The sequence below is a fragment of the Arthrobacter sp. CAU 1506 genome, from assembly GCF_005047635.1.
GTDB lineage: Bacteria > Actinomycetota > Actinomycetes > Actinomycetales > Micrococcaceae > Crystallibacter.
In genome coordinates, this window is sequence record NZ_SUKC01000011.1 from 85,660 (window position 1) to 101,014 (window position 15,355).

The following is a 15,355-nucleotide window of genomic DNA, read 5'->3' on the forward strand; positions in this document are numbered from 1 at the left end:
ATTGAGTCCAAAACATGGACGCCGTGCCCTCCGGGCGGTCCCGGCCACTCCCCTGCGGAAATACGACGGGGAGGTACGACGGCGGTGCGCGGCCCGCGCGGGGCGCGCACCCGCCGTCGTGGTTCAGCCGTTACGGCTGCCGAACCTTGCCGTGCTTAGCCGCAGTAGGCGCCGGTGGAGGCCGAGTTCACCAGCTTGGCGTACTTGGCCAACACGCCGGAGGTGAACTTGGGCGCCAACGGCTCCCAGCCCACCCGGCGGGTTTCCAGCTCGGCTTCGTCCACCAGCAGGTCGAAGCTGCGGGCGGCGATGTCCACCCGGATCCGGTCGCCGTCGCGCACAAACGCGATGGGACCGCCGTCGACCGCTTCCGGCGCCACGTGCCCGATGCACAACCCGGTGGTGCCGCCGGAGAACCGGCCGTCGGTGAGCAGCAGCACGTCCTTGCCCAGCCCGGCGCCCTTGATCGCGCCGGTGATCGCCAGCATTTCGCGCATGCCCGGACCGCCCTTGGGGCCTTCGTAGCGGATCACCACCACGTCGCCGGCCTTGATCTGGCCGTTGTCCAGTGCGTCCAGTGCACCCTGTTCGCGTTCAAACACGCGGGCGGTGCCTTCGAAGACGTCGGCGTCGAAGCCGGCGCTCTTGACCACGGCGCCCTCGGGGGCCATGGAACCGTGCAGGATGGTGATGCCGCCGGTCTTGTGGATCGGGTTGTCCAGCGCGCGCAGGATCTTGCCGTCCACGTCCGGCGGGTTGATCTCGGCCAGGTTTTCCGCCACGGTCTTGCCGGTGACGGTCAGGCAATCGCCGTGCAGCAGGCCGGCGTCGAGCAGCGCCCGCATGATGACGGGCACGCCGCCGATCTTGTCCACGTCGGTCATCACGTAGCGGCCGAACGGCTTGAGGTCACCCAGGTGCGGGATCTTGTCGCCGATCCGGTTGAAGTCCTCGAGCGTCAGGTCCACCTCCGCCTCACGGGCGATCGCCAGCAGGTGCAGCACGGCGTTGGTGGAGCCGCCGAAGGCCATGGTGACGGCGATGGCATTCTCAAACGCCTTCTTGGTCATGATGTCGCGGGCCGTGATGCCCTTGCGGAGCAGGTTCACCACCGCCTCGCCGGACTTGCGGGCAAATTCATCACGACGGCGATCGGCGGAGGGCGGCGCGGCCGAGCCGGGCAGGGACATACCCAGCGCCTCACCGATGCACGCCATGGTGTTGGCGGTGTACATGCCGCCACAGGCACCTTCGCCGGGACAGATCGCCTTTTCGATGCGGGTGAGGTCTTCCATGCTCATCTTGCCGGCAGCGCACGCCCCGACGGCTTCGAAAGCGTCGATGAGGGTGACTTCCTTTTCGGAGCCGTCCTCAAGCTTGACCCAGCCGGGCATGATGGATCCGGCGTAGAGGAAGACGGAGGCCAGGTCCAGCCGGGCCGCGGCCATCAGCATGCCGGGCAGCGACTTGTCGCAGCCGGCCAGCAGCACCGACCCGTCGATGCGCTCCGCCTGCATGACGGTTTCCACCGAGTCCGCGATGACCTCGCGGGAGACCAGCGAGAAGTGCATGCCTTCGTGGCCCATCGAAATGCCGTCGGAGACGGAGATGGTGCCGAACTGCATCGGGAAGCCGCCGCCAGCGTGCACGCCTTCCTTGGCGCCCTGTGCCAGGCGGTTCAGCGAAAGGTTGCAGGGGGTGATTTCGTTCCAGGAACTGGCGACGCCGATCTGCGGCTTGGCAAAGTCGTCGTCCCCCATTCCCACTGCTCGAAACATTCCGCGCGCCGGAGCGGCGTGGATGCCATCGGTGACTACCCGGCTACGGGGCTTGATATCAGGGGTTACGTCCGCGCTCATGGGTTTGATTCTATGACCCGCGCCGCAGTCTTCAGGGCATATTACGACGGCGGTGCCTTGCCGCGGGTGCCGAGGCGGCACCGACGCGCCCGCATCTGTGGTGTTGGCCACGCTTGCCTGTTAGTCTGCGCCCATGAATGCCGGAAACAACGAGTACTTGGCCCGGGCCGTTGAAATCGCCGTGGAGAACGTCGGCAAGTCCGGCGGACCTTTTGGCGCCACGGTGGTCACCCGGGACGGACAGATCTTCGACGGGGTCAATCGTGTGACCGCGACGAATGATCCGACCGCGCACGCCGAAGTGGTGGCGATCCGCCGGGCCGCCGCGGAGACCGGGTTCAACCTGTCCGGCGCGGTGCTGTATTCCAGCTGCGAGCCATGTCCCATGTGCCTGGCCGCGGCGCTCTGGGCGCGGATTGACCGGGTTGTCTATGCCGCGGACCGCGACGACGCCGCCAGCTCCGGTTTCGACGACGCCTTGTTCTACGACTACTTCGGCCCCGAGGGCGATAAGCAACTCATGCCCGTGGTCCGCGACGGCTACGAAACCACCGACTACCTGGCACCGTTCCGGCTTTGGGACCGGCTGCCGGACAAAGTGGAATACTGACCGGCCTTTGTCTGCATCCCCGGGTGATCGAATAAGGCCGCTTCCGCCCGCCACCCCGGTGATCGAGCACCGCCGGGCCGCCGGGCAACTAAACCCCCTGCCCGCTAACCCGGTGATCGAGTAAGGCCGCTTGCGGCCGCACCGAGATCCGGCCCAGGGCAGGCGACCCGTACTCCCAACAGCGAGGGCGGGGTAAATCGGTGAGGGCGGCCTCCATGGCCCCTGCCCTGACCGATTTACCCCGCCTTCACGAAAAGGCTGCCAGCCCACCACCGCCGGGCGCTACCGGAGCCGGCCGAGGTCCGCTGGCGTATCGATGTCGCCGCCATCGGAGAGGTCCGAGCAGTCCACAAGTTCCACCAGTTCGGGGTGCGCCGACAAGAACGGGCGCGCACCGGCGTCGCCCGTGGCCTGCTCTGCTGCCCGGGCTGCCAAACTAGGCGCAAACAGGACCGGATGCCCGCGGCGCAGCTTGCCCTCCGGGCTGCGGTAGCCGGCCGCGATGATCCGCCCCGGCTGGGCAGCGTCGATCAGCCGGGCCACCAGCTCGGGGCTGATCCCAGGCTGGTCCACCAGCGCAATGAGCACCGCCTGGTCGGGCAGGGCGCTCTGCACGCCGAGGCGGAGCGATCCGGCCATTCCTTCGCTCCATTGCTCATTGACCAGCACCGAGCAGCCTGCCAGATCAGCAGCCACGTGCACTTCGGCCGCGCCGGCGCCCAGGACCACCGCCACGCTGGCGCAGCCGCCGTGCCGGAGCACCTCCGCGGCCTTCCGGACCAGCGGAACCCCATCCGCACCGGCCAGCAGCGCTTTCGGCCCGAGACCCAGCCGCCGCCCGGCACCGGCCGCCAGCAGCACACCGTGGACAGGGGTCTTCATCGGGCCCGTCCCCTCAACCCTGCTGGCTTGCGATCGCCACAGCTTCCTGCTGCAGCATCCCGATGACCCTGTGCACGCTGCTGCGTTCGGCTACATCGCTGCGGGCCAACACCACAATGCTGCGGCTGGCACGGATCCCTTCGAGCGGCCGCATCACGAAACCGCGGGCCGTCTGCGCCTTGCGCGAGGTGAAGCGCGGCACGATCGCCAGGCCGTGCCCGGCGGCCACCATCGCTTCCATGACCCGCAGGTCGGCGTAGCGCGTGGTCCGCTTGGCCAGCCGGCCGGTGCGTGCTTCGATCTGCCGCAGCACTTGTTCAAAAGGGAAGCCCGGAGGCACACCGATCCATGGGAAGCCCACCACGTCCTCGGGCTTGAGAGCGTCGAATTCGGCCAACGGGTGCCCGGCCGGCATAGCCACATCCAGTGGCTCGTCCAGCAAGGGCAGCACGGTGATGCCGCTCCGCGCAAAGGCCTCCACGCCCTGCTGGCTATGTGCCAGCACCAAGTCGTAGTCGGCGGCCAACCGCAGGAAGCCGTCCACGGAGGGGTCCTCCATACAGGGTTCGAAGTGCAGCCCCTCGATCTCCTGCAGCCGGTACATCAAGCCCGGCAGGAACATCTCCGCCGCGCTGGGAAAGAATGCGGCACGGATCTGGTTCTGCCAGCCGCTGCGGTACCCGTCCACCGTGGCCTGCGCGCGCTCCATGGCGGCAGACACGTCCGAGGCAGCTGCTGCCATCGCGAGCCCAGCCTCGGTCAGGCGCACTCCCCTGCCGGCTTTCTCCACCAGGGTGACGCCGACTTCCTCCTGCAGCACTTTCAGCTGCTGGGATACCGCTGAGGCTGTGACCTTCATCGCAGCCGCCGTCGCGACGACGGACCCCCGGTCGCCGAGTTCCCGCAGAATTTGGAGCCGCCTGATGTCCATAAAGCGATCCTACATAGTGTGGTTAGCAACGTTAGATTGAACTTGAAGGTCCGAGCAGTTGACAATGTAGGCATGACAGTCTCAGTAGCCCTGACCGTAGTGGGGATGGCCGCCGTCCTGGCGCGCCTCGCCGTCGTTGTTCGCCGTGACCATGGTCCGGTGCCGCGCAGCCACGCGTGGGAGACCGACCACTCGGCCATGCCGGTGAAAGCGGTCGACGCCGTCTGACCTTTCCACCACCGCAATCGAGCGCCGGGCACCACAAGGGCCAGGCGCTTTTTTGTGGGTCCGGCCCCCTAGGCTGACCGGGAGCAATGCCCGCTTCCGCCACCGCACGCGCCGTCCGCCCAGCCCACCCCGCAGATTCAAAGGTCACGATGCCCACCAGCGACGAACTCAAGGACGCGCTCAGCGCCATCTTTGACTCCCAGATTCCCAACTACGGCGACTACAACCTGGTTTTCGGCAGTAGCCGCCAGGACAACATCCACGGAGCGCCGGGCGGCGATACCGGGCACTGCTACGTGATCGGCTACCGCTGGCGGCCTCAGGAACTGGTCGTCGCGCCGTTCGACGGCACCAGCCTGACGGCCGGCGGGGTCCCCGTTGCCATCAACATGACCAACCTCTCGCACGCGGTCCAGCTGGGCGGCGGTGAATACGAAGTGGGCACCAGCACGGGTAGGACGTTCCGCTTCGGCGTGCAGGCCGAAGGGAAGCTGCCCGGCGAGGGGCGCACCATCGACCAGTCCGAGGACCAGCCCGACTTCCACAGCTTCATGGCGGAGCTGATCTTCCGGGCCTAGGCTGCCGAGCCGGCCTACACAGCCGCCCTGGCTTCCCGGGCCAGGTGCCCGCCCTGTGCACGCCGCCGCCCTGGATATCCGGGCCCAGGCGCACGCCCCGGCCTGCGCAGCCGCCTTTGTTTTCCGCGCTCAGCCGCCCGTAAGCCCCTTGCTGACCGGGCCGCCGGTTCTATGGACACTGTTCTCCCCCGGACGTAACGTCGGGACCAGTGCACCATAACCATCAACTGGAAGGTGAAGGCCATGGACTGGATGTGGGTCGTCGGGATCGTTGTGGTGATGATCGTTGTTGCCCTGCTGTGGTGGCTCTTCTCCCGCAACTCCGGATCCTCCGACGCCGGAGCCACAGCCCAAGCTCCGGGCAACCTCACTCGCGGCCCTTCCGACGGCGGGGCCGAAGCCGCCGCTGCCAACGCACCTCCCATGCCGGAGGACACGCCCGCCGGTACCGCGGCTGTGAGCCAGCCACCGCCGTCGCGCCCTTCCGACCCTCCGGCAGATCCCGCAGACGCAGCCCGCGACCAGGAGCGGCAGGCCCGCGACACAGACGCCGACCGGCCGCTCGGTGACTCGGGTAACCGGCAGGAGCACGTCGCCGACGCCATGTACGAGGAAGAGGTCCTCACTGCGGCTGCCGACGAAGACATGGTGGTCGAGGAGACGATGCCGGAGTCCCCGGGGGCAACCGGCACCACCACCGCGCAGGGCGCCGGGGCGGAGGAACCGCCTCCTGCCGACGTCGAAGATGCGGCAGCCGAGCAGTCGCCGCACACCACCCAACCCCTCTACGATGAAACCGAATGGCTCGGCTATGCGGGCGAGGCAGTCATCGAATCGTCCGTCGCAGCTGAGAACGGAGACGGGCCGGACCGGCGAAGGGGATAACGCGTGGACGCCGAGAGCAAAGACCGCGTCAAACAGCTGCGCAATGCCGACCTGGGCCTGGCGGTGGTGCTGGCCACCGTCCTGACCGGATGCACCGGCGGTGTCAGCGGCGCGCCGAACAGCGGCGGCAGCGCCGGGGCCAACCAGGAGGTGGGCACCGCGGCTTCCGGGCTGGACGAGCCGTGGTCCATCGCGGTACTGCCCGACGGCAGCGCCCTCATTTCGGAGAACAACACCGGCCTGATCAAACACGTTGTGGACGGCGAAACAGTGGCCGCGGTCCCGGTGGAGTCCCCACTGGAAACCACCGGAGAGGGAGGATTGCTGGGGCTGGAGCTCAGCCCCAATTTCGACGCCGATGCCCGTCTTTACGTCTACCTCACCTCGCCAGAGGACAACCGCGTGGTCAGCTACCGCTGGAAAGACGGCCAGCTCAGCGACGGGCGGGAGATTGTCACCGGAATCCCCAAAGCCGGGAACCACAACGGGGGCAGGATCAAGTTCGGCCCGGATGACTACCTCTACATCGCCACCGGTGATGCAGCGGTGTCCTCCCGGTCCCAGGACCGCTCCTCGTTGGGTGGCAAGATCCTTCGCGTCACTGCCGACGGCGATCCCGCGCCTGGCAACCCGTTCGGCGACAGCCCGGTGTACAGCTACGGCCACCGCAACGTGCAGGGACTTGCCTGGGACGCGGACGGCCGCCTCTGGGCCACGGAGTTCGGCCCGGACCGGGACGACGAGCTGAACCTGATCGAAGCCGGCGGCAACTACGGCTGGCCGGAGGTGACCGGTGCCCCCGGCGACGATCGGTTCATCGACGCCAAAGTGGTCTGGCCCTCCACCGCGGATGCTTCACCGAGCGGCATGGCCCTGGTGGACGGCACGGCATGGATTGCCGCGCTGCGCGGCCAGCGGCTATGGAAGGTGGAACTGGACGGCACGTCAGCCGGAGAGCCCGAGGCCTTTTATGAGGGCGAATTCGGCCGGCTGCGCGACGTCGTCGCTGCTCCGGGCGGAGGACTCTGGGTGCTCACCAACGGCACTGACAATGACCGGATGCTGGCCGTTCCTGTGAAGTAGGCTACAAAAGCCCTCTCGATTTCACTTTCGCAGAAATGTCCTGCTAGAGTTACATGTCGTTGCGAGGGAAAAAACAGAGGGAAACCGCTGCTGAGACCTTCAGGAACAGATGCACCTCTAGCTCAACTGGCAGAGCAATTGACTCTTAATCAATGGGTTCCGGGTTCGAGTCCCGGGGGGTGCACAGACAAACCCCGTCTGGCAAAGCGAAAAGCTTCGCCGGGCGGGGTTTCTTTTTTGCCCTGATCGGCCTGGGCTGTTGGCATGGACTCCTAGGGCTTGCCAACACCTTGCCGGCCGGCACGGCCACCTGGTTTGCCGGCCGCTGAGGACCCCTGCCGGACCTCTTGCCGGAACGTAGTCCTGCCATTCAATAAGCTGCGCATCGTCAGTAGGATGAAGGCCCAGCCTGCGTTTGAGGAGTCCGTCATGAAAGCTGCGCGCTACTACGACCAGAGGGACATCAGGATCGAGGACATTCCGGAGCCGGAACTCAAACCCGGAACGGTCGCCATCGACGTGGCGTGGTGCGGCATCTGCGGCACCGATCTGCACGAGTACCTGGAAGGACCAATCTTCATTCCGCCCAAGGGCTCGCCACACCCCATCTCGGGCGAAGAGGCACCGGTGACCATGGGACATGAGTTCTCCGGGACGATTTCCGCCCTGGGCGACGGAGTCACCGACCTGGAAGTCGGCCAGAACGTGGTGGTTGAGCCCTACATCATCCACAGCGACGTCGAGACCGGCCCCGGCCATGCCTATCAGCTGTCCAAGGACATGAACTTCATCGGGCTGGGCGGACGCGGCGGCGGGCTGTCCGAGAAGATCGTGGTGGAGCGCCGCTGGGTCCACGCGATCGGGGACATTCCGCTGGACCAGGCGGCGCTGATCGAACCGCTCTCGGTGGGACACCACGCTTTTGTGCGCAGCCAGGCGAAGTCCGGCGATACCGCCATTGTCGGAGGGGCTGGGCCCATTGGCTTGCTGACCGCGGCCGTACTCAAGGCCTCCGGCTTGACCGTCTATATCTCGGAACTCAGCGAGGCGCGCAAGAAAATGGCCCGGGACACCGGCGTCGCGGATCAAGTATTCGACCCGAGGGACGGCGATGTTGCCCAGCGCGTCCGTGACCTGACGGGCGGCAAGGGCGCCGACGTCGGTTTCGAGTGCAGCTCGGTCCCGGTTGTCCTGAACATGCTGATGGATGCCGTCCGGCCGGGTGGCGTCATTGTCAACGTCTCCATCTGGGGCCACAAGCCCGAAGTGGATATGCCTTCCTTGGTGCTCAAAGAGATCGACCTGCGCGGGACAATCGGCTACGCGAACGACCATCCCAGCACCATTAAGCTGGTGCAGGAGGGCAAGCTGGATTTGGCCCCGTTCATCACCGCGAAGATCCCGCTGGACGACCTCGTCTCCGGCGGCTTCGACCAGCTGATTAACAACAATGAGGAGCACGTAAAGATCTTGGTGAATCCGACGGCATGAGTTTCTCCCCAGCCTCCGATGACCTCTGCGGCCGCCTTGGCCTGACCCAGCCGATCTTCAACGCCCCGATGGCCGGGGCTGCCGGCGGCCGCTTGGCTGCGGCGGTTTCGTCTGCCGGCGGACTGGGCATGGTGGGCATCGGCGGCGGAGTCGCCACGGATTGGCTGCAGCGCGAGCTGGCGTTGGCTGCATCCTCGGGCAAGCCGTGGGGCGCGGGGCTAATGGCGTGGGTGCTGAGCGAGTCCTTGGAGCCACTGCGGGTGGTGCTGGAACACCGTCCGAACCTGGTCGGCATCAGCTTCGGCGATCCCAGTGCGGCAGCTTCGATGGCCCGCGACGCCGGCGCGTTGGTGGCCATGCAAGTGGGGAACCACGCGGACCTTCAGCGTGCGCTGGAAGATGACATCGACGTCGTCGTGGTCCGTGGCAGCGAAGGTGGCGGCCACGGTCGTAACGAAGTGGCCACCTTGCCACTGCTGCAGTTGGCGCTGGACCAGACGGAGAAACCGGTCCTGGCTGCCGGCGGGATCGCGACGGCACGGGGTGTGGCAGCTGTACTGGCGGCCGGGGCGCAGGGTGCGTGGATCGGGACCCGGTTCGCGGCCTGCACTGAATCCACCAGCCCCGCCAGGGCCAAAGAGGCCATCGCCGGTGCCGGTACGGACGACACGGTCTACACCCGTGCCTTCGACATCGCCCAGCAGGTACCCTGGCCCGCCGAGTTCGGCGGCCGCGCGCTGCGCAACCAGTTCAGCGACCGTTGGGCGGACGACCTTGAGGCACTGCAGGCCGAAGTGGCTTCAGCTCCGCGGATCACGGAGGCAATTGATGCAGCACGCCGCGATGCGGACGTAGCCCAAGCACCCGTTTATGCCGGCCAGTCTGCGGGCATCACGCACGGAGGGGAAACTGCTGCCGAAGTGGTGGCTGATCTTGCCGGGTTCCGCGCGCATTTGAGGGCGTCGGCATCCCGCTGGTGAAGCCTGGCCTTCCGGTGATAGAGGCCCGGCATCCCTTAACGAGCAGGCGCGAGGCTCGCGAAGTTCGCGTGGTGAAGACCTAGACTCCGCCGGTGGAGAGACAAGGCCGGCAAAAAACGGCGCTGGAAAGGCGGGTCAGTCGCCGTCTTCGAGGTTCTCGAGGTTTTCGAGCTCGACGACGTCGATGGGTTCGGCCCCGCCGATGCCAAAACGGGTGTTGCCGAGCCTGCGGATGATGACGGTCAGGCGTTCCTTGAGCTCGTCCATCTGGTCGCCATTGCCGCTGCTGAGCAGCCGCTCCAACTCCGCGGCCTTCTTAAGCGCCAACTGGCCTTCGTCGCTGATCTGTACGATCTGCCGACGTCGGTCCACCTCGCTACGGGCCCGGACAATGTGCCCGTGCACTTCAAGCCGGCCCAGCGTCTTACCCATGGTCTGGGCCTGCACACGCACCCGGTTCGCCAATTGCGCTTGGGTCATCTCGCCATCGGCGGCCAACACTTCCAGGGCGATAACGCCGGCGTGTGTCAGTCCGAGGCCGGCTAATTTGTCGTTCCACTCATGCTCCACCAACCGCGCGGCGGTGGAGAGCAACCGTGGCATCGGCCAATTTTTCAAATCCGGCATGCCCTCAAGTATACGTATGTTGCCCCGGCTGTCAGGGGGCCGACTTGGCTATGCTGGTGCTGAAACCCGAAATCGCGAAGGAGCTGCCCCATGGCCGAACGACTTTCAACTGGCGACATCGCGCCGGAATTTACGCTCCCGGACTCAGCCGGCAACACCGTTTCACTGGCCGACTATCGTGGCCAAAACGTTGTGGTCTACTTCTATCCTGCCGCCTCGACACCGGGCTGCACGAAGGAAGCTTGCGATTTCCGTGACAACCTCGCCTCACTCAAGGGAGCCGGTTACGCAGTGCTGGGCATCTCCCCCGACCCGCTCCCCAAGCTGGTGAAATTCGCCGAGAACGAGCAGCTGAATTTCCCCCTGCTCTCCGATGAAGACCACGCCGTGGCCGAGGCCTACGCCGCCTGGGGAGAAAAGAAGAACTACGGCAAGGTCTACGAGGGCCTGATCCGCTCCACCATCGTGGTGGACCCCGCGGGAAAGGTGGCCCTGGCCCAGTACAACGTCCGCGCCACCGGGCACGTGGCCAAACTGCGGCGCGACCTGGGCCTGGACAACTAGGTCCCGACAGGGGTCCTGCCGGCGGCCGGCAGGACCCGCCGGAGACTTGCCCCGGTTGCCGGTAGACTAATTGCTGTTCCTCAACGGCCGCAGTCCGGCCCGGAGCACATGCGCGAGTGGCGGAATTGGTAGACGCGCTGGATTTAGGTTCCAGTGTCTTCGGACGTGCGGGTTCAAGTCCCGCCTTGCGCACCACCAACAAGAGCCCTGCAGCCCAGAAGCTGCGGGGCTCTTTGCGTTAAGCCACGGCCTCCCGGTCCCGCTCCGCGACAACCGCGGGGCTCTTCGGGATGAGCCCCGGCCTCCCGGCACCGCCCGCGGCAACCGCGGGGCTCTTCGCGTTAAGCCACGGCCTCCCGGTCCCGCTCCGCGACAGCGGCGCCCCGCCCCGCCCCGCGGCAGAGGCGCACCGCCGTCGTGCTGGATGCGGTGCTGTCACCAAATTGTGATGCTTTTGTCCCACGCCAGAACGTGAAACCGATGCTTTCGATCTTTCATGTGACTAAGCTCTCATCAAGCGGAGCCGTGCCATAGCGCGGCTCCGCCGGTCGCCGCACACACGGTCGGCGCCCCACCTCACGTCCACGAGGAGCAGTCCATGTCATTCACTGGAACCACTTCAGGTGGCCCGCGCCGAGGCCGGCGCACCGCAGCCGCTATAGCCGGCCTGGCCGCCGGCGCACTCATCCTGTCCGGCTGTGCCCAAAGCGAGCGCGGCGGCGGAACGGACGCCGAAAGCGAAGGCGGCGTCAACTCGACCTTCGTTTTCGCCGCCTCTTCCGATCCGAAATCGCTGGATCCGGCCTACGCGAGCGACGGCGAATCCTTCCGCGTGAGCCGCCAGATCTTCGAGGGCCTGGTGGGCGTGGAACCCGGAACGGCTGATCCGGCCCCGTTGCTGGCCGAGTCCTGGGAAGCGTCCGACGACGGCCTGTCCTACACCTTCAAGCTGAAGGAAGGCGTGAAGTTCCACGACGACACCGACTTCAACGCCGAAGCGGTGTGCTTCAACTTCGACCGCTGGTACAACTTCACCGGCGTCCAGCAGTCACAGGCCGTGAGCTACTACTACGGCTCGCTCTTCAAGGGCTACTCCGACTCCCCCGAAACCGCCGTCTACGACTCTTGCGAAGCCGCCAGCGACACCGAAGTCACGGTCAAGCTGGCCAAGCCGTTCGCCGGTTTCATCGCCGCACTGTCGCTGCCCGCCTTCGCGATGCAGAGCCCGAAAGCGATGGAAGAGTTCAAGGCAGACGAGGTCGGCGGCTCGGCCGAAGCTCCGGTGTTGAGCGAATACGCCGAGGGACACCCGGTGGGCACCGGGCCGTTCAAGTTCGACAGCTGGGAGGCCGGCCAGTCGCTGGAGCTGTCCTACTTCGACGGCTACTGGGGCGACCGCGGACAGATCGACAAGATCATCTTCCGAATCATCGACGACCCGAACGCCCGCCGCCAGGCCCTGGAAGCCGGACAGATCGACGGCTACGACCTGGTAGCCCCGGCGGACACCCAGGCACTGGCGGACGCGGGCTTCAAGATCGTGCCGCGCGATCCGTTCACCATTCTCTATCTGGGGCTCAACCAGAAGGTGAAGCCGCTCTCCGACCTGAAGGTGCGCCAGGCGCTCTCCTACGCGATCGATAAGGACGCGCTGGTCAAGCAGACGCTGCCCGAGGGAACCAAGGTCGCCTCGCAGTTCGTCCCGGACATGGTCAACGGCTACAACGACGACGTGACGACCTATGCGTACGATCCGGCGAAGGCCAAGGAACTGCTGGCCGAGGCCGGCTACGCGGATGGACTGGAGCTGCAGTTCAACTACCCCACCGGCGTCTCCCGGCCGTACATGCCGACGCCGGAGCAGGTGTTCACCAATTTGAGCGCCCAGCTGGAAGAAGTGGGCATCACCATCAAGGCGCAGCCGGACAAGTGGGCTCCGGACTACTTGGACCGGGTCCAAGCCAGCGAGGACCATGGCATCCACCTGCTGGGCTGGACCGGCGACTACAACGACACTGACAACTTTGTCGGCGTGTTCTTCGGACAGGAGAAGCCGGAATTCGGCTTCGACAACAAGGAACTGTTCGACAAGCTGGCCGAGGCCCGTGGCACCAGCAAGGTCGAAGAGCAGACGCCGCTGTACGAGGAGATCAACGCTGACATCGCCGACTACGTCCCGGCCATCCCGCTGGCGCATCCGGCCCCGTCGCTGGCCTTCGCGCCCCGGGTGGAGTCCTACCCGGCCAGCCCGGTGAACGACGAGGTCTTCAACACGATCAAACTGACCGAGTAGTCCCGCCGCCGGGACCCGCCACGTGCGGGTCCCGGCGTTACCACCCCACGGCAACAGGACGAGGCGCCCACCAGGCGCCGGAAGGATACTGTGCTAAGAGTTATCGGCAAACGCATCGCGTTGCTCATCCCCACACTCATCGGGCTCTCGCTGCTGCTCTTCCTGTGGGTGCGCAGCCTGCCCGGCGGCCCGGCCACCGCATTGCTGGGCGACCGTGCCACTCCCGACGCGGTGGCACGGATCAACGAGCTCTACGGCTTCGACCGGCCGCTGATCGAGCAGTACTTCGTCTACATGGGGAAGCTGCTTCAAGGCGATTTCGGCACCTCGATCCTGACCGGCCGGCCGGTGCTTGAAGAATTCGGCACCCGGTTCCCGGCGACCCTTGAACTGACCATCGTGGCCTTGATCTTCGCCGTCGGCATCGGCATTCCGCTCGGGTATCAGGCAGCCAAGAACTACGGGAAGTGGCCGGACCATTCGTCGGTGGTCCTGTCGCTGATCGGCATCACCGTCCCGGTCTTCTTCCTGGCCTTCATCCTCAAATGGCTCTTCGCCATCAAGCTGCCCTGGTTCCCCACCGACGGCCGGCAGAATCCGCGCATCGACGCCACCCACGTGACCGACTTCTACGTGCTGGACGGCATCCTCACCCGGGAGTGGGACGCGGCCTGGGACGCGTTCATGCATCTGGTCCTGCCCGGCATCGCGCTGGGCACCATCCCGCTGGCCATCATTGTCCGCATCACCAGGGCCTCCGTGCTGGAGGTCCAGAATGCCGACTACGTCCGCACGGCCAGGGCCAAAGGGCTGCAGGAAAAAACCATCCGCAACCGTTTTGTGCTCCGCAATGCCATGCTGCCGGTGACCACCACCATTGGCCTGCAACTGGGGCTGTTGGTCTCCGGCGCGGTGCTGACCGAGACGGTCTTCGCGTTCAGCGGGATCGGCAGGTTCCTGCGCGACGCCATCTTCAATCTGGACTATCCGGTACTGCAGGGGTTCATTATTTTCATTGCCGTGATCTATTCACTGATTAATCTGCTGGTGGACGTGTCCTACAGCGTCATCGACCCGAGGGTGCGTGTCTGATGAGCACAACTCTTCCTCCCCAGCCCGGCGGCGATACCGACGTCGCCGCACCCGTGCCCGTCGTCCGGGACACGGGCGGCACCAGCCTGTGGAAGGACGCCTTCCGCCGGCTGCGCAAGAACCCGCAAGCCATCGCCGGCGCCGTCATCGTGGGGCTGTTCCTGCTGGTGGCGGTCCTGGCCCCGGTGCTGGCCCGTTACGGCGGCGAAGAGCTGCCCGGCCGCACCTACATTACGCCCACCCACATCCCGGGCTTCGGTGTAGTGGAAGGCTTCCCGCTGGGGCTGGACCGCTTCGGCGGCGACCTGCTGAGCAAACTGATCTGGGGCGCGCAGGCGTCGCTGGTCATCGGTGTCATGTCCACGGCCATCGGCCTGGCCGGCGGCATGCTCTTGGGCATCATCGCCGGCGGCATCGGCGGCAAGGTCGACAACGTGATCATGCGTGCCGTGGACATCCTGCTCTCCGTGCCGAACCTGCTCCTGGCAGTGTCCATTGCGGCCATCCTGGGCCAGGGTGCCTTCGCCGTGATGATTGCCATCGGCGTGGCGCAGGTGCCGATCTTCGCCCGGCTGCTGCGCTCATCGATGATTTCGCAGCGCAGCGCCGAATACATGCTGGCGGCGCAGACGCTGGGCCTCAGCCGCGGCGCCATCATCATGAACCACCAGCTGCCCAACAGCCTGGGGCCGGTAATCGTCCAGGCCACGCTGACGCTGGCCACCGCGGTGATCGACGCCGCTGCCCTTTCCTTCCTGGGTTTGGGCGGCGGGCGGCCACAAACCGCTGAATGGGGCCGGATGCTCACCTACGCCCAGGCCGAACTCGGCATCGCACCGCAGCTGGCTTTCCTGCCCGGACTCTGCATCGCCATCACGGCGCTGGGCTTCACGCTGCTGGGCGAGTCGTTGCGCGAGGCACTGGATCCGAAAACGCGGTCCAAGTAACCGGCACGGGGACAGCGCCGGCGCCGCGGCCCGCTAGGGATTCAGCCAGGCAGCGCCGCCGGCGGCTTTCCTCCGTTGCGGCGCCGCTGGCGGGCCATATGCAACATGGCTGCAAAGCCCGCGATAAAGAACAGTTCCAGCACCACCAGCAGCCAGACCGCGCCCCACTGGCCCTCGCCCGCGAAGATGATCGCGCCGAAAGCCACCAGCACCGTGCCGATCACCAGCACGAAGACGGCGAAACCGGTGGCGACGGCGGCGCTCCTCACACCGGTCCGGAAGCCAAAACCCTCCGGGCGGTGATT

At 66.2% G+C, this 15,355-nt stretch carries 16 protein-coding genes and 2 tRNA genes; 13 read left to right on the forward strand and 5 right to left on the reverse strand.

Translation table 11 applies throughout. The features are described from left to right. Positions 1–155: 155 nt before the first annotated feature. Positions 156–1,859 (reverse strand): dihydroxy-acid dehydratase, encoded by a 1,704-nt coding sequence (gene ilvD / locus E4J89_RS13400; protein WP_136786646.1) that lies wholly within the window; start codon positions 1,857–1,859, stop codon positions 156–158. Positions 1,860–1,992: 133 nt separating this feature from the next. On the opposite strand from ilvD, the gene E4J89_RS13405 reads away from it, so the two are divergent. Continuing rightward, complete coding sequence (locus tag E4J89_RS13405; RefSeq protein ID WP_136786647.1) at positions 1,993–2,469, forward strand: nucleoside deaminase; 477 nt, start codon at positions 1,993–1,995, stop codon at positions 2,467–2,469. 282 nt (positions 2,470–2,751) lie between these two features. On the opposite strand, the gene E4J89_RS13410 is transcribed toward E4J89_RS13405, so the two are convergent. Both E4J89_RS13410 and E4J89_RS13415 read right to left on the reverse strand, forming a co-directional pair. Continuing rightward, a complete protein-coding gene (locus E4J89_RS13410) occupies positions 2,752–3,351 on the reverse strand; it encodes a nucleotidyltransferase family protein (protein WP_136786648.1) in 600 nt (199 codons plus the stop codon). A gap of 13 nt (positions 3,352–3,364) precedes the next feature. Then, positions 3,365–4,282, reverse strand: coding sequence for a LysR family transcriptional regulator (locus tag E4J89_RS13415; protein ID WP_136786649.1), 918 nt, complete (start codon positions 4,280–4,282; stop codon positions 3,365–3,367). A gap of 72 nt (positions 4,283–4,354) precedes the next feature. Between E4J89_RS13415 and E4J89_RS19425 the strand changes: the two genes are divergently transcribed. The 7 genes from E4J89_RS19425 to E4J89_RS13445 all read left to right on the forward strand — a co-directional run bounded on the left by E4J89_RS19425 (position 4,355) and on the right by E4J89_RS13445 (position 9,527). Beyond that, positions 4,355–4,510 carry a hypothetical protein gene (locus E4J89_RS19425; protein ID WP_169304005.1) on the forward strand — a complete coding sequence of 52 codons (156 nt, stop codon included), beginning with the start codon at positions 4,355–4,357 and terminating at the stop codon, positions 4,508–4,510. Positions 4,511–4,659: 149 nt separating this feature from the next. Next, the gene (locus E4J89_RS13420) at positions 4,660–5,088 is read left to right on the forward strand and encodes a hypothetical protein (RefSeq protein ID WP_240691888.1); all 429 of its coding nucleotides are present in this window, start codon (positions 4,660–4,662) and stop codon (positions 5,086–5,088) included. A 243-nt stretch (positions 5,089–5,331) separates the two neighbouring features. After that, a complete protein-coding gene (locus E4J89_RS13425) occupies positions 5,332–5,973 on the forward strand; it encodes a hypothetical protein (RefSeq protein ID WP_136786651.1) in 642 nt (213 codons plus the stop codon). 3 nt (positions 5,974–5,976) lie between these two features. Then, entirely contained in the window at positions 5,977–7,056 is a 1,080-nt protein-coding gene (locus tag E4J89_RS13430; protein WP_136786652.1) for a PQQ-dependent sugar dehydrogenase, read from the forward strand. A 111-nt stretch (positions 7,057–7,167) separates the two neighbouring features. Beyond that, a tRNA-Lys gene (locus tag E4J89_RS13435) sits at positions 7,168–7,240 on the forward strand. Between the two features lie 245 nt (positions 7,241–7,485). Next, positions 7,486–8,547, forward strand: coding sequence for a 2,3-butanediol dehydrogenase (locus tag E4J89_RS13440; protein WP_136786653.1), 1,062 nt, complete (start codon positions 7,486–7,488; stop codon positions 8,545–8,547). After that, entirely contained in the window at positions 8,544–9,527 is a 984-nt protein-coding gene (locus tag E4J89_RS13445) for a nitronate monooxygenase (RefSeq protein ID WP_136786654.1), read from the forward strand. Before E4J89_RS13440 ends, E4J89_RS13445 begins: the two co-directional genes overlap by 4 nt. A gap of 135 nt (positions 9,528–9,662) precedes the next feature. Here the strand turns inward: E4J89_RS13445 and E4J89_RS13450 are convergent, their stop codons facing one another. Next, positions 9,663–10,154 carry a MarR family transcriptional regulator gene (locus E4J89_RS13450; RefSeq protein ID WP_136786655.1) on the reverse strand — a complete coding sequence of 164 codons (492 nt, stop codon included), beginning with the start codon at positions 10,152–10,154 and terminating at the stop codon, positions 9,663–9,665. 90 nt (positions 10,155–10,244) lie between these two features. Here E4J89_RS13450 and bcp point away from each other — a divergent pair, with 90 nt between their 5' ends. The 5 genes from bcp (at position 10,245) to E4J89_RS13475 (ending at position 15,050) form a co-directional block, all read left to right on the forward strand. Next, the gene (gene bcp, locus E4J89_RS13455; RefSeq protein WP_136786656.1) at positions 10,245–10,718 is read left to right on the forward strand and encodes a thioredoxin-dependent thiol peroxidase; all 474 of its coding nucleotides are present in this window, start codon (positions 10,245–10,247) and stop codon (positions 10,716–10,718) included. Between the two features lie 110 nt (positions 10,719–10,828). Next, positions 10,829–10,913: transfer RNA gene (locus tag E4J89_RS13460), tRNA-Leu, on the forward strand. A gap of 403 nt (positions 10,914–11,316) precedes the next feature. Further along, positions 11,317–13,011: an ABC transporter substrate-binding protein gene (locus E4J89_RS13465; RefSeq protein ID WP_136786657.1), complete on the forward strand. Its 1,695-nt coding sequence runs from the start codon at positions 11,317–11,319 to the stop codon at positions 13,009–13,011. Between the two features lie 90 nt (positions 13,012–13,101). Then, positions 13,102–14,103: an ABC transporter permease gene (locus E4J89_RS13470; RefSeq protein WP_136786658.1), complete on the forward strand. Its 1,002-nt coding sequence runs from the start codon at positions 13,102–13,104 to the stop codon at positions 14,101–14,103. Next, positions 14,103–15,050 carry an ABC transporter permease gene (locus tag E4J89_RS13475; RefSeq protein ID WP_136786659.1) on the forward strand — a complete coding sequence of 316 codons (948 nt, stop codon included), beginning with the start codon at positions 14,103–14,105 and terminating at the stop codon, positions 15,048–15,050. Before E4J89_RS13470 ends, E4J89_RS13475 begins: the two co-directional genes overlap by 1 nt. Before the next feature lie 41 nt (positions 15,051–15,091). On the opposite strand, the gene E4J89_RS13480 is transcribed toward E4J89_RS13475, so the two are convergent. Then, on the reverse strand, positions 15,092–15,319 hold the full coding sequence (locus tag E4J89_RS13480) for a hypothetical protein (RefSeq protein WP_136786660.1): 228 nt from the start codon (positions 15,317–15,319) through the stop codon (positions 15,092–15,094). Positions 15,320–15,355: the final 36 nt, after the last annotated feature.

Coding starts and splice junctions, on each gene's coding strand:
- ilvD (WP_136786646.1), bottom strand. CDS start 1,859: ATGAGCGCGGACGTAACCCCTGATATCAAGCCCCGTAGCCGGGTAGTC.
- E4J89_RS13475 (WP_136786659.1), top strand. CDS start 14,103: ATGAGCACAACTCTTCCTCCCCAGCCCGGCGGCGATACCGACGTCGCC.
- E4J89_RS13440 (WP_136786653.1), top strand. CDS start 7,486: ATGAAAGCTGCGCGCTACTACGACCAGAGGGACATCAGGATCGAGGAC.
- E4J89_RS13425 (WP_136786651.1), top strand. CDS start 5,332: ATGGACTGGATGTGGGTCGTCGGGATCGTTGTGGTGATGATCGTTGTT.
- bcp (WP_136786656.1), top strand. CDS start 10,245: ATGGCCGAACGACTTTCAACTGGCGACATCGCGCCGGAATTTACGCTC.
- E4J89_RS13420 (WP_240691888.1), top strand. CDS start 4,660: ATGCCCACCAGCGACGAACTCAAGGACGCGCTCAGCGCCATCTTTGAC.
- E4J89_RS13465 (WP_136786657.1), top strand. CDS start 11,317: ATGTCATTCACTGGAACCACTTCAGGTGGCCCGCGCCGAGGCCGGCGC.
- E4J89_RS19425 (WP_169304005.1), top strand. CDS start 4,355: ATGACAGTCTCAGTAGCCCTGACCGTAGTGGGGATGGCCGCCGTCCTG.
- E4J89_RS13450 (WP_136786655.1), bottom strand. CDS start 10,154: ATGCCGGATTTGAAAAATTGGCCGATGCCACGGTTGCTCTCCACCGCC.
- E4J89_RS13405 (WP_136786647.1), top strand. CDS start 1,993: ATGAATGCCGGAAACAACGAGTACTTGGCCCGGGCCGTTGAAATCGCC.
- E4J89_RS13445 (WP_136786654.1), top strand. CDS start 8,544: ATGAGTTTCTCCCCAGCCTCCGATGACCTCTGCGGCCGCCTTGGCCTG.
- E4J89_RS13410 (WP_136786648.1), bottom strand. CDS start 3,351: ATGAAGACCCCTGTCCACGGTGTGCTGCTGGCGGCCGGTGCCGGGCGG.
- E4J89_RS13415 (WP_136786649.1), bottom strand. CDS start 4,282: ATGGACATCAGGCGGCTCCAAATTCTGCGGGAACTCGGCGACCGGGGG.